Here is a 24,668-nt window from a genome sequence, read left to right on the forward strand (position 1 = left end):
ATGAAACCGAAGGTTTGCTTACGACCTCACCACCTAAGGAGACTATCAAAAAAACTAAAAATCCAACAACGGGAATGATTCTACTTTGTTTTTCATTGACAGAGTCTTAAAAAAAAGATATACTAATACAAATTGAAAACCTTTAATCATGTCCAGAGAGGCGAGAAAGGTTGGCTATCTGCGGGTAGCCTTGTTCTACGAATAAGAGAAAAGTATTCTTTTCTACAAGAGTTGGTTGATTCCTTCTTTTTCGTGTAACCTCGTCTCATGGCGAGGTTTTTTCTGTATTTGTCAGATGGTTACCTGGTGGCTTTGGATCATGTTATTTGAACACAGCCTACGAGCAGTGCAAAAAAGATAGTTTTCGTTAGAGCCTTGCGTCTCTCTCAAACTCCTATTTTTGCCTTGCTTGATAACGACTTTTGTATCATTTTATTTGAACACGCCCTAAAAACTTGGAATTTAGATAAGTCTCCTTGTGTACAAGTACACTGCGTTGACTTCCTAAAATTCAGTCGTTTTTTAACGGGCTTTGTATCATTAGAAAGGAATCTTATGCGCGAAATTCGTCCTATTGTTGCTCTTGATTTTCCCTCTTTTGAGGATGTTAAGGCTTTTCTAGCTCTTTTTCCTGAGGAGGAAAAACTTTATGTGAAGATTGGGATGGAGCTCTATTATGCTGCTGGTCCTGAGATTGTCCGTTATGTGAAATCACAAGGACACTCGGTCTTTCTGGATCTGAAGTTGCATGATATTCCCAATACTGTCAAGTCAGCCATGAAGGTCCTTTCTAACCTTGGTGTTGACATGACAAATGTTCATGCGGCTGGTGGTGTAGAGATGATGAAGGCTGCGCGTGAGGGTCTTGGTCAAGGTCCAAAACTCATTGCGGTGACTCAGTTGACATCAACTTCAGAAGAGCAGATGAAGGACTTCCAAAATATCCAGACCAGTCTTGCTGAATCAGTTGTTCATTATGCTAAGAAAACGGCTGAGGCTGGACTTGATGGTGTGGTCTGCTCTGCTCATGAAGTTGAGGCCATCAAATCAGCTACAAACTCAGACTTTGTCTGTTTGACACCAGGTATCCGTCCAGCAGGCTCTGCTATTGGCGACCAAAAACGTGTCATGACACCAAGTGACGCTCGTCAAATTGGGTCGGACTATATCGTGGTGGGTCGTCCAATTACCCAAGCGGAGAATCCAGTCGAGGCTTATCGCCAAATCAAAGCAGACTGGAATGCTTAATCGTCATGGGTAAGATTATCAGCAAGGACCTACTGAGAGGTGGCTTCAAGTATCGCTATAATGATGGCAAGGTTGAACACTTTATGCCTAAATTGTTTGGCGATTACAAGGGAGACGATGGCTCGGTGGTCACCAAAAAGTTTCTTGGTGGTTATCAGGTCAAAAGACGTGATGGTTACAAGGAAAATTTTGAAATTTAAGTTAACCTGCTTACGACCTTGAGATTTTCAAGTAAAAGAATTTATAGTAGAAAAGGGTGTATCAAGCCCTAAATTGAAAAGGAGAATTATTATGACACTTGCTTCACAAATTGCATCAGATTTATTGGATATTAAAGCAGTTTACTTGCAACCAGAAGAGCCTTTTACATGGGCGTCAGGTATCAAATCACCTATCTATACAGACAACCGCATTACGCTTTCATATCCTGAGACACGTACTCTGATTGAAAATGGTTTCGTTGAGAAAATCAAGGAAGAATTTCCAGAGGTAGAGGTTATCGCAGGGACAGCGACAGCAGGTATTCCTCACGGTGCCATCATTGCTGATAAGATGAATCTGCCATTTGCCTACATCCGTTCAAAACCAAAAGATCATGGTGCTGGTAACCAAATCGAAGGCCGTGTGGTTAAGGGGCAAAAAATGGTTATCATCGAGGATTTGATTTCTACTGGTGGTTCTGTTTTGGATGCAGCAGCGGCAGCTATTCGTGAGGGGGCTGATGTCCTCGGTGTGGTAGCAATCTTTACCTACGAATTGCCAAAAGCAGCTGAAAACTTTGAAAAAGCTGGCGTGAAATTGGTTACTCTTTCAAACTATTCAGAGCTGATCAAGGTTGCCAAAGTTCAAGGTTACATCAACGCAGACGGTTTAACGCTGCTTAAAAAATTCAAGGAAGACCAAGAAAACTGGCAAAACTAGTTGTTCTTCCAAAGAGGTGAGCTTATGTTTAAAGACCTGCTCGAATAAAATGATTTGATTTTTGCTGAAAACGATCGTTTTCGCTATATTAAAAACGAAAAGCTTAATCTGCGTTACTATGAGAATTACCTCTCTTACAAGATTCAGCCTGATCTTGCGACCTTTCAGTCTGATTTAAAGTATCTGGTTGAGCAGCAGTCCAACTATCCTGACCCCTTTGCCTTCTTCTTTTTTGCGGAAAATGCAGAGCTGACAGGTGATCTTAAGGACTATCTGACAGGCGCAGGTTTTGACTTATCCAAGCATCTGATTTTCACAAATCAATTGAAAAATTTAAATCTCAAAGAAAAGGATATTTCTCCTGTCAGAATTGAGCTTTTGGACGAGTCCTACTTAGCAGATTTTGTTCAGCTAGAGTATGAAGCGCAGCTAGCTTATGGACAGGACTATGCCAATCAGATGAAAGTCTATCATGAAAATGATCTCTTGGCAGATCCTTCTAAGATTTATCTGGCCTTGGATGGTCAGAAGATTGTGGGTGCTGTAACAGCCTGGCATTTTGGAGATTACATTGAGATTGATGATTATCATGTCGATGAAGCTTATCAAGGTCGTGGTATTGGTACAGCTCTGCAATCGGCTGCAAGCCGTGGCTATGAAAAAGTTATCCTCTTATCGGAGGAGCTTAATCGAGAGATGTATGAACATCAAGGATATGAGGAGGTCGGCTATTATTGGACGGCGCTCAAGGCTTGATTTTCTGCAAGAAATAAAGTGAATCACTAGAGTCCTGGAGGATTTTCTTATACAATAGGTATGGGAAGTCTCTGGGATTTTTTGCTGGAGTCAGTACAGTTCGCTAAAAAGGAGAAAATATGATCGAAAAAGATGCTTCAGGCTTGGCCCAGGCAGTAAGAGAAGGACATTTGTCGGCCTTTGAATTAGTCCAAGAAACGATTGAGAGAGCAGAAGAGGTCAATCCAACCATCAATGCCATATCAAGTAGACGATATGAAGAGGCTCTGAAAGAAGCTCAAGAAAGGGATTTGACCGACCTACCCTTTGCAGGCGTTCCTATCTTTCTGAAAGATTTGGGTCAGGAGCAGGCTGGTCAAGTTTCGACAGCTGGATCTAGACTTTTTCGTTCTGTCGTTTCTAAGCAATCTGACAATTATGTCAAGGCGCTAGAAAAGCTTGGTTTTATCGTGCTTGGTCGAACAAATACACCTGAATTTGGTTTTAAGAATATTTCGGATAGTCTCCTACAAGGCAAGGTCAATCTGCCAGATGATATCAGTCGTAATGCAGGTGGTTCTTCAGGCGGTGCTGCAGCCCTACTTTCTGCTGGTGCGGTGAGTCTTGCGCCTGCAAGTGATGGCGGTGGCTCAATCAGGATTCCTGCTTCCTTCAATGGCTTGATTGGACTGAAACCGACTCGTGGACGAATTCCAGTCGGTCCTGATTCCTTCCGTGGTTGGCAGGGAGCATCGGTTAACTTTGCTCTTACTAAGTCGGTCAGAGACACGCGCAGACTCCTCTATTATTTCCAAACCTGCCAGATGGAAAGTCCCTTTATTCTACCCGAACTTTCTTACCAATCCCTTTTTATGGCTAAGAACAAACCTTTGACAATCGCTGTGCAAACTGAGTCACCTATCGGTGGCGAGGTGTCAGCGGATGCTATTGCAGCAGTGGAAGCTGCTGCGCATTTCCTTGAAAAAGCAGGTCATAAGATTGTTTATCTGGATAAACAAATTATCGATGGAGTTGAGGCTATGAAGACCTACTACCTCATGAATTCCGTTGAGACGGCAGCTATGTTTGATAAGATTGAGGCTGCTTTTGGTCGCGAGATGACCTTGTTGGATATGGAGTTGATGACCTGGGCAATCTTTCAGAGTGGTCAGAAAATTCCTGCCAAAGATTACTCAGCAGCCCTGTCCAAGTGGGATCAGTATAGTCATCAGATGGCTGTTTTTCATGAGACTTACGACCTGCTTCTGACTCCGACGACTGCTGGTCCAGCACCTAAGCATGATCAGTTTCTTTTGTCAGATGACTTGCAGCAGAAGTTGATTCAGATGGCTGAGTTTGACCAACAAGAGCAGCAGGAGTTGATTTGGGAGATGTTCTCAGAGAGTCTGGACTGGACACCATATACTCAGCAGGCTAATTTGACTGGTCAGCCATCGATTAGTCTTCCGACTTATCGTAATGAGCAGGGCTTGTCCTTGGGGATTCAGCTGACAGCAGCCAAAGGGCGTGAAGATTTACTCTTGCAAATAGCAGAGCTTTTTGAAAAAGAGGGACAGTTTAAATAGTAGGGAAGATGGATGGATTTAAGATAGATTCGTCTGTCTTTTTTAATTTAAGCAGATTTCTTGCACAAAAACTGAAAATAGTCTAATGTATTTCTGTAAGCGTTTTATGTATGCTTATGAAAAAGAAAAAAAGAAGGAACTGAAGATGAAAAAAATTCTTTCACTTGTTAGTCTTGCTGCAGCGCTTTTTGTGCTAGTAGCCTGTTCAACTAAGTCCACTTCATCAGATAAGTGGGAGTCAATCAAAGAAGCTGGAACACTTAAAGTAGCCACTTCTGGAACGCTTTATCCGCAGTCTTATCACGATGATGACAATAATCTGACTGGTTATGATGTCGAAATCATCAAAGAGATTGCAAAACGTTTGGACTTGAAAGTTGAGTTTACTGAAATGGGCGTTGACGGCATGTTGTCAGCCTTGAACAGTGGTCAAGTTGATGTTGCCGGTTATTCTATCGAGAAAGATAGTGCCAATGCCAAGAAATTCCTATATACAGATCCTCACAAGTACTCATTTGGGTCAATGATTGTTCGTCAATCAGACGATTCTGGAATTTCTTCTTTGGAAGATTTGAAAGGGAAAAAAGCAGCAGGTGCGTCAACGACTTCTTACATGAAAGTCGCTAAAAAGTTCGGTGCGGAGCTTGTTATCTATGATAACGTAACCAATGATGTCTATCTTCAAGATGTTGCCAATGGTCGTACTGACGTTATCCTTAACGATTACTACCTTCAGTCAATGGCTGTCAAAGCTCTTCCAGATATCAAGGTTAAAGTTTTAGAGGGCGTTTACTATAACCCTTCACAGGCTAACTTTGCCATCAAACTTGGAAATACAACCCTTCAAGAGAAGATGAACGATGCCCTTGCAGACATGAAGGAAGACGGTACGCTAACTGAACTTTCAGAGAAATTCTTTGCAGGACAAGATGTCTCACAAGAAAAGGATTATGATTTCCAAACGATTGATGTTTCTGATGTTGTCATTGAGTAAAGAGAGTAGATAAATGCGATTTATAGATTTTGGCTTGATGTGGGATAGTCTCGGATATGTTTTAACAGGTCTTCCCTATACGCTTGGAATTGCAGCACTGAGTTTTTTGACGGGGATGACCTTCGGTTTCTTTCTAGCTTTGATGCGTCGCTCAAAGAACGGTTTTATTTCTATTTTTACCAGAGTTTACGTATCAATCATGCGTGGTGTTCCTATGATTGTTGTCCTCTTCATGCTGTTTTTTGGACTGCCTTATTTCGGGGTTCAATTGCCTGCGCTGCTCTGTGCTTATATTGGTTTTAGTATGGTGTCTGCCGCCTATATCTCAGAGATTTTTCGCTCTGCTATTTCAGCAGTGGACCACGGTCAGTGGGAAGCGGCTAGGGCCTTAGGTTTACCGCAGAAAACCATTATCAGACGGGTCATTTTGCCACAAGCTTTGAGAATAGCTGTGCCTCCATTGGGAAATGTCGTGGTAGACATGATTAAATCAACGTCCCTAGCTGCTATGATTACGGTGCCAGATGTCTTCCAAAATGCTAAAATCGTCGGTGGACGCGAGTGGGACTACATGTCTATGTATGTTCTGGTTGCCATCATCTATTGGACGCTTTGTTTTCTCTTTGAACGCTTTCAAGCTATGCTGGAAAGGTACCTGTCATATTAATAGATGTAAGAGTTGGAGTTTATCTGACTCTCAGAATGTAGAAAAATCCAACTTTCAACGGAATTGGATACAAAAGCTCTGCTTACTTAAAATAAATTTTCCGATTTTTGCGAGCGTTAGCGAGCACCTCAGGATACTTCCGCCGTGATGAAAGTGTAAGAAATGCCTATATAAAAGCATTTCTTATACTCGGAATGTTTCAGGTCTGAGCCTTGAAACTAAAAAGCGAAGATGCTCAAATGGAATTCCACTGATTCCTGAAATCATCCACTGGATAATTTCACCTGACGTCCGACATCACTTAAGGAAAGTATCGAAAAAGACATTATCTTCAACTAGAGAGTCGGAATTTATCCGACTCTTTTTTCTGTTTAATGCTAAAAAGGTACGGATTTTCTCTTAAAATATACTCTATTTATGGTAAAATAAGACTTAGAAAATTCTAAATCAGGAGGCGCTTATGCAAATTAAAACATCGTTTACAGATGGTGTTATTCCAGACAGATACAGTAAAAAGACTGATGAATTAGTTCAGGGCTGTGCTGCAGTTTCATTTCCCTTCCAAGTCCTTGATCTTCCAGAAGCTTGTGAGACCTTGGCCTGGTCTTTGGTAGATTATGATTCTATTCCTGTCTGTGGCTTTGCCTATATTCACTGGGTAGTGGCAAATGTCCCTGCCAGTCAGACGCAGTTTGAAGCTGATTTTTCTCGTTTGGACAAGACGCATTTGCACGGTGTTAATAGTCTGGTCAGCAAGTTTTTGACAGATGATTTTAGCTTGGTAGATCATTATTATATCGGACCTTATCCTCCTGATAAAGATCATCGTTATACCCTTACCGTCTATGCTTTAGATAGTCAGCTGGACTTGCCAGAAGGTTTTCACTTGAACGAGCTTATGCATGCGACAGAAGGGCACCTTTTAGCAAAAGCAGAGGCTGATTTTATCGGTAAGTTTTAGTTATTGTAAAAGGGAAATTGAGATTTATAGAAAGGATTTACCATGCTTCATTCAACATGGCACGATAAGATAAGAGCTGAGCTACCTGAAAATTATTTTGCGCAGATAAATGCTTTTTTAGATCAGGTATATAGTGAGGGGAGGATTTTTCCGCCACGACAAAAAGTCTTTGCGGCACTTCAAGAGACAAGTTTTGAGGATACAAAGGTTGTTATTTTGGGGCAGGATCCCTATCATGGACCAGGTCAGGCTCAGGGTTTGTCCTTCTCAGTGCCAAATGATTTTCCTGCTCCGCCATCGCTCAAAAATATTCTAAAAGAGTTGGCAGACGATGTGGGTCTTCGTGAACACAATGATTTGACGCCTTGGGCGCAGCAAGGCGTTCTCTTGCTCAATGCCTGTCTAACGGTGCCAGCGGGTAAGGCTAATGGGCATGCTGGCTTGATTTGGGAGCCTTTCACAGATGCTGTTATCAAGGTACTGAATCAAAAGGAAGAGCCGGTGGTCTTTATCCTTTGGGGTGGCTATGCTAGAAAGAAAAAATCCCTAATCAAAAATCCCCTACACAAGGTCATTGAGTCTGCTCATCCAAGTCCCTTGTCAGCTTACAGAGGATTCTTTGGGAGTAAGCCATTTTCACAAACCAATAGCTATCTCAGTCAGGCGGGGATAGAAATAGTTGATTGGTTGAGGTAGTGGAGGCTAGTAGGAGTTCTAATGCAAGTAACAATTTCAGATTTACAGGCTTATCTAGCCCAACATTATAGTCAACATGGTAATGAGACAGCACTTTTTATGAAGTTGGTTGAAGAGATTGGTGAAGTAGCTGAGATTCTCAATCAACGTGCAGGGCGAAAAGCTCATGATAATAGTGATTTGGACAAGGAGTTGTCAAAAGAGATTGCTGATGTCATTCATTATGCAGTTGCTTTAGCAGCCATAAACAAGCTTCCTTTGACGGAAACAATCCTTGAAAAGGATAAGAGCGCAGCGATTAAATACCAACATAGTATTGATTTAGAGACCTTTCTCTCAAAAGAATAGGAGTATTTTGATGATTTTAATTAAAAACGGTCGTGTAATTGATCCTAAATCAGGATTTGACCAGATAGCAGATGTCCTTTTAGAGGGACAAAAAGTGCTTAAAATTGCGGAATCTATTGATGCAGAAGTAGATCAAACCATTGATGCGACTGGTTTAGTTGTAGCACCTGGATTGGTTGATATCCACGTTCACTTCAGAGAACCTGGTCAGACCCACAAGGAAGACATTCACACAGGTGCACTGGCAGCGGCAGCTGGTGGTTTTACGACAGTTGTTATGATGGCGAATACAACCCCAACAATTTCTACTGTTGAGACCCTTACAGAGGTTTTAGAGTCAGCTGCCAAAGAAGACATTCATGTTAAAACAGTGGCAACTATTACCAAAGAGTTTGATGGGCAGAATCTGACTGATTTCCCAGCTCTCTTGGATGCAGGAGCCGTCGGTTTTTCAGATGATGGTATTCCTTTGACTTCTGCTAAGGTCGTCAAGGAAGCCATGGATTTGGCTAAGGCTAATAAGACCTTTATCAGTCTCCACGAAGAGGATCCAGAGCTCAATGGTATTCTGGGACTTAATGAACACATTGCTCAGAAACACTTCCATGTTTGTGGGGCGACAGGTGTCGCTGAGTATTCGATGATTGCGCGTGATGTCATGATTGCTTATGACAGACAGGCACATGTCCACATTCAGCATCTGTCTAAAGCAGAGTCTGTCAAAGTTGTTGCCTTTGCCCAGCAGCTAGGTGCTCAGGTCACTGCAGAGGTAGCACCGCAACATTTCTCAAAAACAGAAGATTTGCTCCTGACAAAAGGTAGCAATGCCAAGATGAATCCTCCTCTTCGCTTGGAAAGTGATCGACTTGCCGTGATTGAGGGACTCAAATCTGGCGTTATTTCAGTCATTGCGACCGACCACGCCCCTCACCATGCCGACGAGAAGAATGTGGATGATGTCACCAAGGCTCCTTCAGGCATGACTGGACTTGAAACGTCACTTTCACTAGGCTTGACCAACTTGGTTGATGCGGGACATTTGACGCTTACTCAACTGCTCGAGAAGATGGCATCAAATCCAGCAGATCTTTACGGCTTTGATGCGGGTTATTTGGCGGAAAATGGCCCAGCTGACTTGGTGATTTTCGCTGATAAGGAAGAACGTTTGGTTTCTGAAGATTTTAAATCGAAAGCAGCAAACTCTCCATTTGTCGGAGAAAGTTTGAAAGGTCAAGTTAAATACACTATCTGCGACGGAAAAATTGTCTTTCAAGCAAAATAGAGAATTAAGAAAGTGACGAATGATGAATAAGTTCTCTTCGTAAATCGTTCACTTTATGGTATACTGTTAAGAGAAAATGTGAAAAAGGAAAGCAACATGAAAAAGAAATCACTTTTAATTCCAGCTTTGTCGACAGTCTTTCTATCGACACTTGTTTTATCAAATGCTGTTAAGGCTGATGAGACAAGTAGTGACCAAACTGCCGAAGCAACAACTAGTCTTGTTACAACAAGCGCTAGCGATCTTGCGACTGAAGCAAGTAGCCAGACTGAAACAACAACTGCTGATGCGAGCACAGTAGATAGCTCTGCTATTGCCACAAGCCGAGAAGAAACTACAGTAGCTGATAGCACTACTGAAACAAGCGTGACTGTAGCAGTTGCAGCAGAAGAAACTGCCAGTCAAGCGACAGCAGAAACAAGTGCGCCATCAAGCTCAGATGAAATCACGATCATCCACACCAACGATGTTCACGGTCGTATGCAGGAGGCTTCAGGTGTTATCGGTGATGCCAAGCTTGCAACAATTGTAAATGAGAGCCGCCAAGAAGGCGAAACAATCGTTCTTGATGCAGGTGATGTTTTCCAAGGTCTTCCAATCTCAAATAGTTCAGAAGGTGAAGACATGGCTACCATCCTTAATACTATTGGATACGATGCCATGACTTTGGGAAATCACGAGTTTGACTTTGGTCTTGAACAATTGAAAAACTTGAGTAGTCAACTTAATTTTCCAATGGTTAGCTCAAACGTTTATGTAGATGGTGCTCGTCTCTTCCAAGCCTACACGATTGTAGACAAAAATAAGGCAGTAACTGGTGATGAGTTCGTTGTTATCGGTGTAACGACGCCTGAAACAGCAACAAAAACACACCCGTCAAACGTTGTTGGTGTAACCTTTACAGATCCTGTAACAGAAGTTAATAATGTCATCGCACAAGTTGAAGCGCAAGCTGCAGCAGAAGGCGTGAACTATGAAAACTATATCATCCTTGCTCACTTGGGTGTTGATACAACAACGCCTACTGAATGGCAAGGAACTTACCTAGCGGAAGCCCTTTCAAAAAATGAACTCCTTAAAGGTAAAAAACTTATCTTGATTGATGGTCACTCTCATACAGTTCTTTCAGGAACTTATGGTGATTTCACTTATAATCAAACAGGTAGCTACCTTAACAATGTTGGTATTATCAAGTTGAACTCACAAGAAGTCTTGTCAGCAGGCGTTATCACTGCTGCAGAAGCTCAGTCAGTTACTCCAGATCCAACAGTAGCTAGCCTTGTTCAAGCTATCGAAGACAAGTACAATGCTGAAAATTCAGTAGTTGTTGTTGAAGAAAGCCCAGTTGAGCTAAATGGCGATCGTATTAATGTTCGTGTACGTGAAACAAACCTTGGTAATGTTGTTGCTGATGCCCTACTTGACTATGGTCAAACAGGATTCAGCCACAAGTCAAATCTTGCCGTTACAAACGGTGGTGGACTTCGTGAAACGATCAAGAAAGGTGAGCCAATCACTAAAGGTGATTTGATTGCTGTTCTTCCATTCGGTAATGTTATTTCTCAAATTCAAGTGACAGGTCAAAATATCTATGATATGTTCGCTAAATCATTGGGATCAATCCTTCAGAAAGACGCTGATGGCAATCTTGTTCTTGATGAAAACGGTCAGCCTTTGATGGAGCCAGCTGGTGGTTATCTTCAAATCGCTGGTGCGCACGTCTATTATGATACAACGCTTGATGCTGCAAACCGCATTCTCTACATCGATATTCTTGACCCAGAGACAAATACTTACAAAGCTCTTGATTTGAACGCTACCTACTATTTGGCGACTAATGATTTCTTGGCTGCTGGTGGTGACGGTTATACAATGCTGGGCGGAGCTCGAGAAGAAGGTCCATCTATGGACGTGGTCTTTGCAGATTATTTGACAAGCCATGCAGCAGAGCTTTCAAAATATGCAGTCATCAATCCTAACTCACGTGCTATTTCAATCTCAAGCACTAAAGATGACAATGGAAATGGCATCGCTGACTATCTTGAATTGATTGCAGCATCAACTGTCAAAGCAGTAGAGCCAACTAAAGATATTTCTGCTACTAACTTCCACAAATCAGATTCACAAGCTCAACCACAAGCCTATACTGGTTGGACATCAGCTAACTACACTGTTTACAATGCCAACTACAAAACAAGCGTTAACCCAAATACTTCAGAAATCGTAACCGTACCAGTTACCTATAAATCTGAATCAAGTAAGACTAACCAGACAGAACTCCCAACAACTGCTAGTCATGAATCAATGCTTGCTATCCTCGCAGGAATTGCACTTATCGGCTATGGTATGTATGGTGTTCGTCGTAAATCACACTAATCAAAGCAAAAAATCAAGACCCGAGATGTTTCTCAGGTCTTTTTGCTATGTCGTTTTCTATTTGAATAAGAAAAAACTCGAGCCAACAAACTCAAGTTTCGTATTTTTATTTTTTGATTTGCTTTGATAGGTTTAGACCAAATGGAACCAGGTTTTCAGATTTATTTCTGATACGTTGGATATTATCCTTATGACGATAAATAATAAAGAGTCCCATGATGATGATGATTAAGGTAAAGAGCCAATCATAGCTAGTCAAGATGAAGTGAATAGCAGGGAAAATCAGAACAGTGATGATTCCAACAACAGAAGCCACAACACTTGATAAGGAAATCATACTATAAAGGTAGAGAGTGATTCCAAATACTAATAGTAGGAAAAGAAGATAGACAGGAGCAAATCCTAAAAGGACTCCTGCACTTGTCGCCACAGCCTTACCACCTTTGAATTGAGCAAAGACTGGGAAAGTATGCCCCAGGATCGCAAAGAAACCAATCAAAAGGGGTGAAATCTCAGTAACACCTAACCAAACTGGCAAGAGAGTTGCTAGCGTTCCTTTTAAAATATCAATGACAAGCGTAGTTGTTCCAGCCTTAACACCCAGAATACGGAAAGTGTTGGTTGTTCCAGTATTTCCAGAGCCATGCTCTCTTAAATTAATATGGTAAAAACGTTTTCCAATCCAAAGTCCAGTTGGAATTGAGCCTAAAAGATAGGCAATGATGATTAATCCTATAATTTTCATACTGACATTATAGCATATTTAATTTGAAAACCAAACTACTTTTAAGCTCTAGACCATAATTCAGTCAGAAACTTCAAATTTCTTTTGCAAAAATTTTCAAAAACTTGTAAGATAGAAAGGATGAATAAAGCAAAGCGGATTTTTGATAGAAAAAGAAGAAGCTGCTTTACTAGAGAAGAATAAGATGACACATTGCGTCTACGGAGCTTTGTCTCATAGTTTTGGAGGTCATAATGGCTAAGAAAGAAATTAACATAAAAAATTATAATGATGATGCCATTCAGGTCTTGGAGGGCTTGGAGGCTGTTCGTAAGCGTCCTGGTATGTATATCGGCTCAACAGATGGCAATGGCCTTCATCACATGGTCTGGGAAATCGTTGACAATGCCGTCGATGAAGCTCTGTCAGGTTTCGGTGATAAGATTGATGTGACCATCAATCAGGATGGTTCGGTTACCGTCTCTGATAGCGGTCGTGGGATGCCTGTTGGGATGCACGCTACTGGTCGTCCAACGGTAGAGGTGATTTTCACCGTCCTACACGCAGGTGGTAAATTCGGTCAAGGTGGCTACAAGACCTCTGGTGGTCTCCACGGGGTTGGTTCCTCTGTGGTAAATGCTCTTTCGAGCTGGCTTGAGGTTGAAATCACACGTGACGGTGCTGTTTACAAGCAGCGTTTTGAAGATGGTGGTAAACCAGCCACAACACTTAAGAAGATTGGCACAGCTCCAAAGTCCAAATCAGGAACAAAAGTTACTTTTATGCCTGATGCGACAATTTTTTCAACGACAGAATTTAAATTCAATACCATTTCAGAACGCCTTAAAGAGTCCGCTTTCTTGTTGAAAGAGGTCACAATGACTCTGACAGATCTTCGTGGCGATGAGGAGATTCATGAAGAATTCCATTATGAAAATGGTGTCCAAGACTTCGTTGCCTACCTAAATGAAGATAAGGAGACTCTGACACCGATTATTTCCATCGAAGGGACGGATCAGGACTTCCAAGTTGAGGTTGCTCTGCAATACAACGACGGCTTCTCCGACAATATCCTATCCTTTGTCAATAACGTCCGCACCAAGGACGGGGGCACCCATGAAACAGGTCTAAAATCAGCTATCACTAAGAGTCTCAACGACTATGCAAGAAAGACCAACCTGCTCAAGGAAAAGGACAAAAATCTGGAAGGCTCTGACTACCGTGAGGGCTTGTCGGCTGTCCTATCCATCCTCGTTCCCGAAGAGCATCTGCAGTTTGAAGGGCAGACCAAGGACAAGCTGGGCTCGCCTCTAGCTCGTCCAATCGTGGACGGCATTGTCTCAGAAAAGTTGACTTTCTTCCTTTTGGAAAATGGTGAACTGGCGTCAAATCTGGTCCGCAAGGCTATCAGAGCTAGGGATGCGCGTGAAGCAGCTAGAAAAGCCAGAGACGAAAGCCGAAATGGCAAGAAAAACAAGAAAGACAAGGGTCTTCTCTCAGGAAAATTGACCCCAGCCCAGTCTAAAAATGCAGCCAAAAATGAACTCTATCTGGTCGAAGGAGACTCAGCCGGTGGTTCTGCTAAGCAAGGACGTGACCGTAAGTTCCAAGCCATCCTACCTCTACGTGGTAAGGTTCTCAATACTGAGAAAGCCAAGATGGCGGACATTCTCAAAAATGAAGAAATCAACACCATGATTTATACGATTGGTGCTGGTGTGGGAGCAGACTTCAAGCTGGACGACATCAACTATGACAAGGTCATCATCATGACCGATGCCGATACTGACGGCGCCCACATCCAGACCCTACTCTTGACTTTCTTCTATCGCTATATGAGACCTTTGGTCGAAGCAGGACATGTCTATATCGCTCTGCCACCTCTTTACAAGATGTCCAAAGGCAAGGGGAAGTCTGAAAAAATTGCTTACGCTTGGACCGACGGTGAATTGGAAGAGCTGCGCCAGCAATTTGGCAAAGGAGCTATGCTCCAACGCTACAAGGGTCTCGGTGAGATGAACGCCGACCAGCTTTGGGAGACAACCATGAATCCCGAAAGCCGCACCCTAATCCGTGTGACCATCGACGACCTCGCCCGTGCAGAACGCCGCGTCTCAGTCCTCATGGGTGACAAACCAGCTCCACGCAGACAGTGGATTGAAGATAATGTTAAGTTCACGCTGGAGGAGAATACGGTGTTTTAGGGAATACTAGATAGAAAGTAAGGTGATTATATGTCAGAAGCAATGTTGGAAAAAGAATTTCAAGAACTTATTTATAGTAATAAAGATATTCAAGGAAGTATAGTCTCTCTATTGAACTTCCCTGATTCAAGTAAATTCGAGAGAGAAATTGAATTTATTAATGGTATTACATCTGATTTTATTATTTATGATACCAACAAAGAAATGAAAGCAATTTTAGAGTGTAAGAGAGCAGATATCGGAGTTACTGAGTATGTTCGAGGTGTAGGACAATTATTTCAATATGAATATTTTCAAGATGAGCATATCAGCCCTCGTAAACATAGTGATATTACTTATTCTTCTGACTGTAATAATAATGCTTTAGTTATTCCATCATCTTTCATAAAAAATACAAGTTTAAATATTGGTCGTTTTAGATATCCGGAGCATTCAGTTATTTTGGAAATTCATGAAACCAATCATCATGTTAGATTGATTGATGAAAATGAGTTAAAAAAACTCTCGGATGCTTCAAAACATGATTTAATAACAATTTGTCAGTATTATGTAAGAGATACAAGAATTTTTGAACACTATATTCTTTTACATTTTTTAAAACTTTTACATGAGTTTAAAAAAGATTTGAATAGAAGAAAAATAGAAAAAGACTATTTAATTGATATAAATGTTATCAATAATGGAAATTGGAGAAATGCTTTTATTTCATTATCTAGCTATGGTCTAATTGGACGAAATAGTCAGTTGACAAATGTAGCATTTTCACTTATGGGTTTATCAGTTTTTGAGTTTATTAATTATGTATACCGAGATTATATTTCTCCTTTTATAGACGAGATTATGGCTATATTAATAGATAATGTTGATGCTAAAACTGGTGTAGTCTCTCTTAATAATAGAGAAATTGCTCAAAAAATTCGTGATAAACACAATGGAAGAGATATTCTTTTCTTAACTGATAGTGATAGTCGTTATATTTCAAGTTGGCTTAATATTATGCGAGATGATATTGGATGTATTTCATTTGAACCTCGAAAACCAGAAAGAAAAATTAATTTTACACCAAGTGAATTAACTGATGAACAACGTTGTAAAAAAATAAAAGAGTTCTCAATAGCTCAAAAATTTATTAATAATTACGAGGGAACGAAAGAAAAATTAGTGAGGAAAATAATAGATGGCTGCTAATACAGGTTATACCATTTTTGAAACCTTTGTTGGTGCTGGAGGCTCTCATCTAGGTTTTATGCAAGAGAACTTCAGGACTGTTTATGTAAATGATTTTGTTAAAGAATGTTTAGATACTTTAGTCTATAACAATCCTAACTTAAAAGAAGAGAAGGCATTTATTGATAATAGTTCTATCACAGATATCAATCCAGCGGCATTACGTCAAAAATTAAATGTAAAAAAAGGGGAGATTGATGTTTTCTTTGGAGGAGTGGTTTGTAAAAGTTTTAGTCTTGCAGGGGAAAGGAATCCTATTGATGAACGTAATTATCTCTATCATAAGCAATTAGAATTAGTAGAAGAGTTCTTACCAAAGATTTCTATCGTTGAAAATGTACCAGGAATCCTAAATGCTAAAATCTATATTGGAGATGATAATGATGAATTAAGAAATGAGATTACTGAGTTATGGACTTCACTAGAAAACTATAAAGGAAGAAAATCGGCGTTACGAAAATCAAAATCTATAACAGAGGAGTTTGAAGAAGAGGGAAAGCGACTTCGAGATCAGAAAAAAATTCTTCTAAAGAGGATAGAAAAATCAGAATACTATATTTCTGTAATGGAGGATATTGAACGTATTTATAAAAGGTTGGGTTATAAACTATATACTTCTGTTTTAAACGCTTCTTGGTATGGTTCTTCTACAAAACGAGAACGTGTTATCATAGTTGCAGTTAGAGAAGATATAAAGTTAGATTTTGTTTTTCCTGAACCTAAGTTTATGAGTCCTTCGGTTTATAAGTCTAGTCTAGATAAAAAATACCTATCATTACCACCAGTACGAACTGTTAATGATGCTCTAGCAATGATTGATTATCAAGATAAAGAAGATATAGATAATCAGCCGATGAATCATAATGCAAAAACAGTAGAACGTTTTAAATATATTCCAGAAGGAGATAGTATTGCTAATCATATTGATGAACTACCTCAGGAGTTAAAAATTAGTAAGTTTTATTCTCGAGGTTCAACAATGCGTCTAGACGGAAAAGAACCTAGTCCAACTTTAGTTCCAGGACATAGTAATTTTCCAGTTCATCCTAAAGAACATCGTAGCATAACAGTAAGAGAGGCTGCTACAATTACTGGTTTTCCACTGAATTATAAATTTTTTGGAACACATAGTAAACGTTGTGAACATGTTGGGAATGCTGTTCCTCCTCATTTAGCTAGGGCAATAGCTCAGGAATGTGTCAAATTACTAGATTCTTACTATGGAAAAGTCTAGGATGTTCTATCTATAAAACCGTCCCAAACTCAGACAACTAGACTTTCTATAAAGTTTATACAGTCTTAGATTAAGTCAGTCACATTTAGGTAATCGGAGTATTTAACTTAGTTTAGGACAAGGATAAAATCTTTTGGGACTAGCTATCTTAGTCTAAGACAGTCTTTTATGAAGTGAGACTTAGTTTGTCTTAAACTAAGTCGGTCGTCTTGTTATGGTTATTGCTATGGCTTAGTCTATGTTTTGCTGTTTGTTTAACTCTGTCTTGTATTTTTAGAAAGGAAAAATGATGAAGAAAAAAATTTATGATATTCAATCTCTGACACTTAGTGTTCTTGATAGTCAGGAGTTTGCTCAGTTGATGACTGAGAGCGCTGAGGTGATTAAGGCTTTTACAAAAAAAGCAAAGCCTGAATTGACCTATGTATCCAAATTAGCTCTTTTTGAACCAACTCTGGATTCTTATAAGGCTAGTCTTCATCAGGCTAGAAAGAGCCAGACAGCGGCTAATCTTTCAGAGGCAGATCGTGAACGTGATGAGGCATTGCTGACACTTTTTCGTCTCCATAAGGCTTATGCCTTGGTTAAGACTCCTGCAACTAAGACAGCTTATGAGGGCTTAGCTCAGCTATTTAACAATTACAAAGGTATCGCTGAAGCTAACTACGAAAAAGAAACAGAAAGTATCAACCATCTTTTGAAGAAGTTAGCAGAGCCTAATTACCAAGATGCTCTTACTCAGCTTAATTTGACAGCTTTTGTTGATAGTCTAACTAGCAGTCAGAGAACTTTTGAAAAGTTATATCAAGAGCGTCTCAAGGAAACAGAAGGTAAACAAGTAGGAAAAACGAAGGAACTGCGTCGTCAACTGACTGAAATCTATGACTTCTTTGTTGATTATACAGCTATCAGTGTTTATGCTTATCCAGAACGTGCTTATTTTGCAGAACTACGTGACCAACTCAATGCTATTCGTAGTCGTTATAAGAAACGTAAAAGTGGGAAGAAGACGATAGATACCTCAACGGATAGTGAGAAATAAGCTGAGGGGAATTGATGATGACTTTACTTGTTAATCGTGAAGAGTTATCTATCATGGGAGTGACTTTCGATAACTTAGCTGATTTTGAAGCAGTTTGGTATGCGATTGGCTCTTCAATGATAGAGGACTTTCAGCCAAAGAAACAAGATGTTGAATACTTGAAAAACTATATCATGAATAAGCGGAAGTGAAAAAATGATATTTAAATTTTTAAAACATAAAGTAAATCTTGATAATTTGAAAGAGGAGCATTATCAATCAAACTATTTAGAGGAGTTGAAATACATTTGGGAAACATACATTCCTACAAATGGTGAGTCAACTTGTTTGCAAGGTGAATTACTTCGTCGGTTAGAAAAGATTCGTTGGGAAGCGCAGGAACATGGTAATATAAATTGGTGGCGTCAGTATGATGAAGATTGTGATTTTATTCGAGATACTCTTGTGAAAGAAAAAATTTATAATCGTCAGCAAAAAGAATGACCGTTATTATGAACTATTTAAAAACTTGTGGTCAATATGCAGAAGCTTATCACAATAATCTCATATCAAATGAGGAGTTAATTATTGAAAATTTAGCTTATGTGGATGATAATCTTTATGACAAGGTGGGAGACATGATTGCCATGTTCTATCACGTTAATAGAGAACCGATTACAAGCTTTGAGAGTTAGCAAATTAAGTAATTTAAATGAAATTTGAAATACACTATTAGCCGTTAATCAGGTCAGAAGAAAGGAATGTTTGATTCGTTTGAATTGAACACGCCCGAACGACTGTGTGAAAAAGACCAATTGCCTAGGAAATCAGGATTTCCTGTCGATTGCCTATTTTCACTGTGTCGTTTACGGGCTTTGTATCTTAAATTATGAGTAACATTCAAAACATGTCCCTTGAGGACATCATGGGAGAGCGTTTTGGTCGCTACTCCAAATACATCATTCAGGAGCGTGCGCTTCCTGATATTCGTGACGGGTTAAAACCTGTTCAGCGCCGCATTCTTTATTCCATGAATAAGGATGGTAATACGTTTGAAAAAGGCTACCGCAAGTCAGCCAAGTCAGTCGGCAATATCATGGGGAATTTCCATCCTCACGGTGATTCATCCATTTATGACGCCATGGTGCGTATGAGTCAGGACTGGAAAAACCGTGAGATTCTTGTTGAAATGCACGGTAACAACGGTTCGATGGATGGTGATCCGCCAGCCGCTATGCGTTATACAGAGGCTCGTCTTTCTGAGATTGCAGGCTACCTTCTGCAGGATATCGACAAGAAGACAGTCCCTTGGGCTTGGAACTTTGACGATACAGAGAAGGAGCCAACGGTACTTCCTGCGGCCTTTCCCAACCTTTTGGTCAATGGTGCAACGGGGATTTCTGCTGGTTATGCAACGGATATTCCACCTCACAATCTCTCGGAGGTAATTGATGCGGTTGTCTACATGATTGACCATCCGTCTGCTAAACTAGACAAGCTCATGGAGTTCCTGCCTGGACCAGATTTTCCGACTGGAGCTATCATTCAGGGAGCTGATGAGATTAGGAAAGCCTATGAGACTGGTAAAGGTCGTGTGGTCGTTCGTTCACGCACAGAGATTGAAAAGCTCAAGGGTGGCAAGGAGCAGATTGTCGTTACCGAGATTCCTTTTGATGTCAATAAGGCTGTGCTGGTCAAGAAGATTGACGATGTCCGTGTCAACAACAAGGTGCCAGGTATCGCAGAAGTTCGTGATGAATCAGACCGTACAGGACTTCGTATCGCTATTGAGTTGAAGAAGGATGCGGATAGTCAGACTATTCTTAATTACCTGCTCAAGTACACTGATTTGCAGGTTAATTACAACTTCAACATGGTGGCTATTGATAATTTCACCCCACGTCAGGTTGGATTGCAGAAGATTTTATCTAGCTACATTGCCCACCGTCGTGACATTATTGTGGCTCGTTCTAAGTTTGACAAGGAAAAGGCTGAGAAGCGCTTGCATATTGTTGAGGGCTTGATTCGAGTAATCTCCATTTTGGATGAGGTCATCGCCCTCATCCGTGCTTCTGAAAATAAGGCTGACGCTAAGGAAAATCTAAAGGTCAGCTATGCTTTTTCAGAGGAACAGGCAGAAGCCATCGTAACCTTGCAGCTCTATCGCTTGACCAATACCGATATCGTTACACTTCAGAAAGAAGAAGCTGATTTGCGAGATCAGATTGCTACATTGACAGCAATCATCGGTGATGAACGCACTATGTTCAATCTCATGAAGAAGGAACTGCGAGAAATCAAGAAAATCTTTGGAAATCCACGTCGTTCAGAATTACAGGCTGAAAGCCAGACCATTGAGATTGATACCGCTAGTCTGATTGTCGAAGAAGAGACCTATGTTAGCGTGACAAGAGGTGGTTATCTTAAACGTACTAGCCTTCGTTCTTTCAATGCCTCAACGCTAGAAGAAGTCGGTAAGCGTGATGATGATGAGCTGATTTTCCATAAACAAGCTAAAACAACTCAGCATCTTCTGATTTTCACCAATCAAGGAAATCTGGTCTATCGTCCAGTTCATGAGTTAACAGACATCCGTTGGAAGGATATCGGTGAGCATCTATCACAGACAATCACCAATTTTGCGACAGATGAAGAGGTTATCTACGCTGAAATTCGTGATGACTTTGAGTCAGGAACATATTTCGCAGCGACTAAGCTTGGTCAAATCAAACGTTTATCTATCACAGACTTGTCACCTTGGCGAACTTATAAGTCTAAATCAAGCAAGTACGCTAAGATTAAAGATTCTAGCGACAGCGTCATTACCGTATCGCCTATCCTCTTAGACGATGTTATGCTGGTCACATACAATGGTTATGCTCTGCGATTTTCAATCGAAGAAGTGCCAGTAGTAGGTGCCAAGGCAGCTGGTGTCAAGGCTATCAACCTCAAGGATGGCGACCATGTCCAGTCAGCCTTCATCGCCAACACAGATTCCTTCTATATCTTGACGCAGAGGTCTAGCCTCAAGCGTGTTGCAATGTCTGAAATCCCTCAGGCTAAGCGTGTTGGTCGCGGTCTTCAAGTTCTGCGCGAGCTCAAGAGCAAGCCACATCGTGTCTATATGGCAGGACCGGTTTTGACGGATAATAGCAGTGCTGACCTTGGTTTATTCACAACTGAAACTAGCATGGTCAAACAAAAATTGAAGGTTCAGTCAACAACTGGCGAAAAAAATGAAAGAGTTCTAGCAGAACTAAGTTTGTCAGACAGAACAAGTAACGGCAGCTTTATCCTAGAACAAGATATTTTCTCAGCACAAATAGTTGATGAAAAGTAACTCTATAAGCCTACGCTCAGCGTAGGTTTTTCTTTTAGCGTCATAGAAAACGCTATCATAAAACTAAATTGTCAGAATTTTACAAAAATCCTTGCCAATGCTTCTAAAAAGCGATATACTAGACAACAGTTAATCACAGAAAAGAGGATACTCATATGACAGTAGATATTGATTGGGAAAACCTAGGATTTGCTTATCGTCAACTTCCATTACGCTATATTTCTTACTATAAAGATGGTAAGTGGGATGAAGGACAATTGACAGAAGATGCAACCCTCCACATTTCAGAAGCATCACCTGCACTTCACTATGGTCAACAAGCCTTCGAAGGTTTGAAAGCCTACCGTACTAAAGATGGTTCAGTGCAACTTTTCCGTCCAGACCAAAATGCAGAGCGTCTTCAACGTACTGCAGACCGTCTTTTGATGCCACAAGTTCCAACAGAAAAATTTGTTGAAGCTGCAAAACAAGTGGTTAAAGCAAATGAAGACTTTGTCCCACCATACGGAACAGGTGCAACTCTTTACCTTCGTCCACTTTTGATTGGTGTTGGTGATATTATCGGTGTTCATCCAGCTGAGGAATATATCTTTACTATCTTTGCTATGCCTGTTGGTAACTACTTCAAAGGTGGTTTGGCACCAACTAACTTCTTAATTCAAGATGATTATGACCGTGCAGCTCCTCATGGAACAGGTGCAGCCAAAGTAGGTGGTAACTACGCTGCCAGTCTTCTTCCAGGTCAGTATGCAAAATCTAAAGGATTTTCAGATGTCATCTATCTCGACCCAGCAACTCATACTAAGATTGAAGAAGTTGGTTCAGCAAACTTCTTTGGTATTACAGCAGATAATGAATTTATCACACCACTCAGCCCATCAATCTTGCCATCAATTACCAAGTATTCACTCCTTTATTTGGCTGAAAATCGTTTCGGTATGAAAGCTATCGAGGGTGATGTTCGTGTAGATGAGCTTGATAAGTTTATTGAAGCAGGTGCTTGTGGTACAGCAGCAGTTATTTCACCAATTGGTGGCGTGCAACACGGTGATGACTTCCATGTTTTCTATTCAGAAACAGAAGTTGGACCAGTGACACGTAAACTCTATGACGAGTTGACAGGAATTCAGTTTGGTGATGTTGAAGCACCAGAAGGCTGGATTGTCAAAGTTGACTAAGAGCTAAGATTTTGAAAAGCTTTGCAGGTTAATCTTGCAAGCTTTTTTGTTTTCGTGTAAAATGGTAAGGAAAATGAGGTCAAGAGGTAAATTATGAGTAAAAAAGACAAAAAAATCGAAATTCAAATCGCTGACGCAAAAGTTTCAGTAAACAATGTGAAACTTGATGGCTATTCACTATCAATCGGTAAGAAAGCTATTGGTGAAATTGCAGAGCTTGACGACCAATTTGTTATTGTTAAAGATGGAATCGCAAGTTCTTTCCACAAGAAGCTTGAAGCAGCCGTAGCAGTAATCGTTGAAGAATATAACCTAAATCGCTAAAAAAATAAAAAAAGTCTTGCACACCAACAAAATCTATGATAGAATAGTTTTTGTTGTTAAGGAAAGATAGCGAAGAGGCTAAACGCGGCGGACTGTAAATCCGCTCCTTCGGGTTCGGGGGTTCGAATCCCTCTCTTTCCATTTAATGGGGTATAGCCAAGCGGTAAGGCAAGGGACTTTGACTCCCTCATGCGTTGGTTCGAATCCAGCTACCCCAGTCAAAGGTATCAGATTTTATCTGACACCGTCAAAGAGATAATTGCTTGTCCTTGCGGGTACCTTGAGAAAATATATTGTTATCAAAAGCTAGCTCTGCTAGCTTTTGTTGGAGGATTTTTTAGAATGAATGAATTTGAAGATTTGCTAAACAGTGTTAGCGAAGTTAACCCTGGTGATGTTGTCACTGCGGAAGTTTTAACTGTTGATAATGGTCAAGCAAACGTTGTTATCGAAGGCACTGGTATTGAAGGTGTTCTTACTCTTCGTGAATTGACTAACGATCGTGATGCTGACATCAACGACTTTGTTAAAGCTGGCGAAACACTTGAAGTGCTTGTTCTTCGTCAAGTTGTAGGTAAAGATACTGATACTGTTACTTACCTTGTATCTAAAAAACGCTTGGAAGCTCGCAAAGCATGGGACAAGCTTGTTGGTCGTGAAGAAGAAGTTGTTACTGTTAAAGGTACTCGTGCCGTTAAAGGTGGACTTTCAGTTGAATTTGAAGGTATCCGTGGATTTATCCCAGCTTCAATGATCGATACTCGTTTTGTTCGTAACACTGAACAATTCGTAGGTCAAGAATTTGGTGCTAAAATTAAAGAAGTTGATGCTTCAGAAAACCGTTTCATCCTTTCACGTCGTGAAGTTGTTGAAGCAGCTGCAGCAGAAGCTCGTAAAGAAATTTTCTCAAAAATTGAAGTTGGTTCAGTTGTAACTGGTAAAGTTGCACGTTTGACAAGCTTCGGTGCTTTCATCGACCTTGGTGGTGTTGACGGACTTGTTCACGTGACTGAATTGTCACACGAACGTAACGTTTCACCAAAATCTGTTGTATCAGTTGGTGATGAAGTTGAAGTTAAAGTTCTTGCTATTGACGAAGAAGCAGGTCGTGTATCACTTTCATTGAAAGCTACAACACCTGGACCATGGGATGGTGTTGAACAAAAACTTGCTGCTGGTGATGTTATCGAAGGTAAAGTTAAACGTTTGACTGACTTCGGTGCTTTCGTTGAAGTATTGCCTGGTATCGATGGACTTGTTCACATCTCACAAATTTCACACAAACGTGTTGAAAATCCAAAAGATGTTCTTTCAGTAGGTCAAGACGTTACTGTTAAAGTTCTTGAAGTAAATGCTGATGCAGAACGTGTATCACTTTCAATCAAAGCTCTTGAAGAACGCCCAGCACAAGCTGAAGGTGAAAAAGAAGAAAAACGTCAATCACGTCCACGTCGTCCAAAACGTCAAGAAAAACGTGATTACGAACTTCCAGAAACTCAAACTGGATTCTCAATGGCTGATCTTTTCGGTGATATTGAATTGTAATTATAATACAGAGCTTGCTTAGCAGGCTCTTTTCTATAGTTTGAACCAATCGTTCAA

23 protein-coding genes, 2 tRNA genes and 1 pseudogene are annotated in these 24,668 nt (G+C 40.6%); 25 read left to right on the plus strand and 1 reads right to left on the minus strand.

Annotated elements, in window-relative coordinates; all coding sequences use genetic code 11:
* Positions 1 to 555 precede the first annotated feature (555 nt).
* The 12 genes from pyrF (at position 556) to nt5e (ending at position 11,814) form a co-directional block, all read left to right on the plus strand.
* Positions 556 to 1,248 carry an orotidine-5'-phosphate decarboxylase gene (gene pyrF, locus JOC28_RS00335; protein WP_205008661.1) on the plus strand — a complete coding sequence of 231 codons (693 nt, stop codon included), beginning with the start codon at positions 556 to 558 and terminating at the stop codon, positions 1,246 to 1,248.
* 5 nt (positions 1,249 to 1,253) lie between these two features.
* Positions 1,254 to 1,448, plus strand: a complete 195-nt coding sequence (locus JOC28_RS00340) for a hypothetical protein (protein WP_205008662.1) — start codon at positions 1,254 to 1,256, stop codon at positions 1,446 to 1,448.
* A 91-nt stretch (positions 1,449 to 1,539) separates the two neighbouring features.
* On the plus strand, positions 1,540 to 2,169 hold the full coding sequence (gene pyrE / locus JOC28_RS00345) for an orotate phosphoribosyltransferase (RefSeq protein WP_205008663.1): 630 nt from the start codon (positions 1,540 to 1,542) through the stop codon (positions 2,167 to 2,169).
* Between the two features lie 54 nt (positions 2,170 to 2,223).
* Positions 2,224 to 2,925 (plus strand): GNAT family N-acetyltransferase, encoded by a 702-nt coding sequence (locus tag JOC28_RS00350; protein ID WP_239548654.1) that lies wholly within the window; start codon positions 2,224 to 2,226, stop codon positions 2,923 to 2,925.
* Between the two features lie 119 nt (positions 2,926 to 3,044).
* On the plus strand, positions 3,045 to 4,490 hold the full coding sequence (locus JOC28_RS00355) for an amidase (protein ID WP_205008664.1): 1,446 nt from the start codon (positions 3,045 to 3,047) through the stop codon (positions 4,488 to 4,490).
* 145 nt (positions 4,491 to 4,635) lie between these two features.
* Positions 4,636 to 5,484 carry a transporter substrate-binding domain-containing protein gene (locus tag JOC28_RS00360; protein WP_205008665.1) on the plus strand — a complete coding sequence of 283 codons (849 nt, stop codon included), beginning with the start codon at positions 4,636 to 4,638 and terminating at the stop codon, positions 5,482 to 5,484.
* A 13-nt stretch (positions 5,485 to 5,497) separates the two neighbouring features.
* Positions 5,498 to 6,151: an amino acid ABC transporter permease gene (locus tag JOC28_RS00365; RefSeq protein ID WP_205008666.1), complete on the plus strand. Its 654-nt coding sequence runs from the start codon at positions 5,498 to 5,500 to the stop codon at positions 6,149 to 6,151.
* A 460-nt stretch (positions 6,152 to 6,611) separates the two neighbouring features.
* A complete protein-coding gene (locus JOC28_RS00370; RefSeq protein WP_205008667.1) occupies positions 6,612 to 7,112 on the plus strand; it encodes a YbhB/YbcL family Raf kinase inhibitor-like protein in 501 nt (166 codons plus the stop codon).
* Positions 7,113 to 7,154: 42 nt separating this feature from the next.
* Entirely contained in the window at positions 7,155 to 7,808 is a 654-nt protein-coding gene (locus JOC28_RS00375) for a uracil-DNA glycosylase (protein ID WP_205008668.1), read from the plus strand.
* A gap of 21 nt (positions 7,809 to 7,829) precedes the next feature.
* Entirely contained in the window at positions 7,830 to 8,156 is a 327-nt protein-coding gene (locus JOC28_RS00380; protein ID WP_205008669.1) for a MazG nucleotide pyrophosphohydrolase domain-containing protein, read from the plus strand.
* A gap of 10 nt (positions 8,157 to 8,166) precedes the next feature.
* Positions 8,167 to 9,438: a dihydroorotase gene (locus tag JOC28_RS00385; protein WP_205008670.1), complete on the plus strand. Its 1,272-nt coding sequence runs from the start codon at positions 8,167 to 8,169 to the stop codon at positions 9,436 to 9,438.
* Positions 9,439 to 9,534: 96 nt separating this feature from the next.
* Positions 9,535 to 11,814 (plus strand): cell surface ecto-5'-nucleotidase Nt5e, encoded by a 2,280-nt coding sequence (nt5e, locus tag JOC28_RS00390; RefSeq protein WP_205008671.1) that lies wholly within the window; start codon positions 9,535 to 9,537, stop codon positions 11,812 to 11,814.
* Between the two features lie 106 nt (positions 11,815 to 11,920).
* Here the strand turns inward: nt5e and plsY are convergent, their stop codons facing one another.
* Positions 11,921 to 12,559 (minus strand): glycerol-3-phosphate 1-O-acyltransferase PlsY, encoded by a 639-nt coding sequence (plsY, locus tag JOC28_RS00395; RefSeq protein WP_205008672.1) that lies wholly within the window; start codon positions 12,557 to 12,559, stop codon positions 11,921 to 11,923.
* 233 nt (positions 12,560 to 12,792) lie between these two features.
* Between plsY and parE the strand changes: the two genes are divergently transcribed.
* The 13 genes and pseudogenes from parE to rpsA all read left to right on the plus strand — a co-directional run bounded on the left by parE (position 12,793) and on the right by rpsA (position 24,611).
* On the plus strand, positions 12,793 to 14,742 hold the full coding sequence (gene parE / locus JOC28_RS00400; RefSeq protein ID WP_205008673.1) for a DNA topoisomerase IV subunit B: 1,950 nt from the start codon (positions 12,793 to 12,795) through the stop codon (positions 14,740 to 14,742).
* A gap of 30 nt (positions 14,743 to 14,772) precedes the next feature.
* On the plus strand, positions 14,773 to 15,930 hold the full coding sequence (locus JOC28_RS00405; RefSeq protein ID WP_205008674.1) for a hypothetical protein: 1,158 nt from the start codon (positions 14,773 to 14,775) through the stop codon (positions 15,928 to 15,930).
* Entirely contained in the window at positions 15,920 to 17,203 is a 1,284-nt protein-coding gene (locus JOC28_RS00410; protein ID WP_205008675.1) for a DNA cytosine methyltransferase, read from the plus strand. The genes JOC28_RS00405 and JOC28_RS00410 overlap by 11 nt, the downstream gene beginning before the upstream one ends.
* A 286-nt stretch (positions 17,204 to 17,489) precedes the next feature.
* Positions 17,490 to 18,245, plus strand: a complete 756-nt coding sequence (locus JOC28_RS00415; protein WP_386700733.1) for a DUF6261 family protein — start codon at positions 17,490 to 17,492, stop codon at positions 18,243 to 18,245.
* Between the two features lie 14 nt (positions 18,246 to 18,259).
* On the plus strand, positions 18,260 to 18,436 hold the full coding sequence (locus JOC28_RS00420; RefSeq protein WP_205008739.1) for a hypothetical protein: 177 nt from the start codon (positions 18,260 to 18,262) through the stop codon (positions 18,434 to 18,436).
* Positions 18,437 to 18,440: 4 nt separating this feature from the next.
* On the plus strand, positions 18,441 to 18,728 hold the full coding sequence (locus tag JOC28_RS10630; RefSeq protein WP_239548657.1) for a hypothetical protein: 288 nt from the start codon (positions 18,441 to 18,443) through the stop codon (positions 18,726 to 18,728).
* Positions 18,729 to 18,736: 8 nt separating this feature from the next.
* Entirely contained in the window at positions 18,737 to 18,919 is a 183-nt protein-coding gene (locus JOC28_RS10635; protein WP_239548660.1) for a hypothetical protein, read from the plus strand.
* 194 nt (positions 18,920 to 19,113) lie between these two features.
* A complete protein-coding gene (gene parC / locus JOC28_RS00430; RefSeq protein ID WP_205008676.1) occupies positions 19,114 to 21,564 on the plus strand; it encodes a DNA topoisomerase IV subunit A in 2,451 nt (816 codons plus the stop codon).
* Positions 21,565 to 21,710: 146 nt separating this feature from the next.
* Positions 21,711 to 22,742: pseudogene (locus JOC28_RS00435) on the plus strand (branched-chain amino acid aminotransferase); the annotation flags it as partial.
* Between the two features lie 93 nt (positions 22,743 to 22,835).
* Entirely contained in the window at positions 22,836 to 23,066 is a 231-nt protein-coding gene (locus JOC28_RS00440; RefSeq protein WP_205008678.1) for a DUF2969 domain-containing protein, read from the plus strand.
* 60 nt (positions 23,067 to 23,126) lie between these two features.
* Positions 23,127 to 23,207 (plus strand) — tRNA-Tyr (locus JOC28_RS00445).
* 5 nt (positions 23,208 to 23,212) lie between these two features.
* Positions 23,213 to 23,284: transfer RNA gene (locus tag JOC28_RS00450), tRNA-Gln, on the plus strand.
* 124 nt (positions 23,285 to 23,408) lie between these two features.
* Positions 23,409 to 24,611, plus strand: a complete 1,203-nt coding sequence (rpsA, locus tag JOC28_RS00455; protein WP_205008679.1) for a 30S ribosomal protein S1 — start codon at positions 23,409 to 23,411, stop codon at positions 24,609 to 24,611.
* Positions 24,612 to 24,668 lie beyond the last annotated feature (57 nt).

Origin of the sequence: Streptococcus loxodontisalivarius (assembly GCF_016908645.1) — a bacterium.
GTDB lineage: Bacteria > Bacillota > Bacilli > Lactobacillales > Streptococcaceae > Streptococcus > Streptococcus loxodontisalivarius.

Bases quoted from the DNA above. Each gene is read 5' to 3' on its own strand.
- JOC28_RS00385 (WP_205008670.1), top strand. From the start codon at position 8,167: ATGATTTTAATTAAAAACGGTCGTGTAATTGATCCTAAATCAGGATTT.
- nt5e (WP_205008671.1), top strand. From the start codon at position 9,535: ATGAAAAAGAAATCACTTTTAATTCCAGCTTTGTCGACAGTCTTTCTA.
- JOC28_RS00415 (WP_386700733.1), top strand. From the start codon at position 17,490: ATGATGAAGAAAAAAATTTATGATATTCAATCTCTGACACTTAGTGTT.
- JOC28_RS00340 (WP_205008662.1), top strand. From the start codon at position 1,254: ATGGGTAAGATTATCAGCAAGGACCTACTGAGAGGTGGCTTCAAGTAT.
- JOC28_RS00405 (WP_205008674.1), top strand. From the start codon at position 14,773: ATGTCAGAAGCAATGTTGGAAAAAGAATTTCAAGAACTTATTTATAGT.
- pyrE (WP_205008663.1), top strand. From the start codon at position 1,540: ATGACACTTGCTTCACAAATTGCATCAGATTTATTGGATATTAAAGCA.
- parE (WP_205008673.1), top strand. From the start codon at position 12,793: ATGGCTAAGAAAGAAATTAACATAAAAAATTATAATGATGATGCCATT.
- JOC28_RS00410 (WP_205008675.1), top strand. From the start codon at position 15,920: ATGGCTGCTAATACAGGTTATACCATTTTTGAAACCTTTGTTGGTGCT.
- JOC28_RS00375 (WP_205008668.1), top strand. From the start codon at position 7,155: ATGCTTCATTCAACATGGCACGATAAGATAAGAGCTGAGCTACCTGAA.
- JOC28_RS00355 (WP_205008664.1), top strand. From the start codon at position 3,045: ATGATCGAAAAAGATGCTTCAGGCTTGGCCCAGGCAGTAAGAGAAGGA.
- JOC28_RS00420 (WP_205008739.1), top strand. From the start codon at position 18,260: ATGATGACTTTACTTGTTAATCGTGAAGAGTTATCTATCATGGGAGTG.
- JOC28_RS00380 (WP_205008669.1), top strand. From the start codon at position 7,830: ATGCAAGTAACAATTTCAGATTTACAGGCTTATCTAGCCCAACATTAT.
- plsY (WP_205008672.1), bottom strand. From the start codon at position 12,559: ATGAAAATTATAGGATTAATCATCATTGCCTATCTTTTAGGCTCAATT.
- rpsA (WP_205008679.1), top strand. From the start codon at position 23,409: ATGAATGAATTTGAAGATTTGCTAAACAGTGTTAGCGAAGTTAACCCT.
- JOC28_RS00440 (WP_205008678.1), top strand. From the start codon at position 22,836: ATGAGTAAAAAAGACAAAAAAATCGAAATTCAAATCGCTGACGCAAAA.
- JOC28_RS10630 (WP_239548657.1), top strand. From the start codon at position 18,441: ATGATATTTAAATTTTTAAAACATAAAGTAAATCTTGATAATTTGAAA.
- JOC28_RS00365 (WP_205008666.1), top strand. From the start codon at position 5,498: ATGCGATTTATAGATTTTGGCTTGATGTGGGATAGTCTCGGATATGTT.
- pyrF (WP_205008661.1), top strand. From the start codon at position 556: ATGCGCGAAATTCGTCCTATTGTTGCTCTTGATTTTCCCTCTTTTGAG.
- JOC28_RS10635 (WP_239548660.1), top strand. From the start codon at position 18,737: ATGAACTATTTAAAAACTTGTGGTCAATATGCAGAAGCTTATCACAAT.
- parC (WP_205008676.1), top strand. From the start codon at position 19,114: ATGAGTAACATTCAAAACATGTCCCTTGAGGACATCATGGGAGAGCGT.
- JOC28_RS00370 (WP_205008667.1), top strand. From the start codon at position 6,612: ATGCAAATTAAAACATCGTTTACAGATGGTGTTATTCCAGACAGATAC.
- JOC28_RS00360 (WP_205008665.1), top strand. From the start codon at position 4,636: ATGAAAAAAATTCTTTCACTTGTTAGTCTTGCTGCAGCGCTTTTTGTG.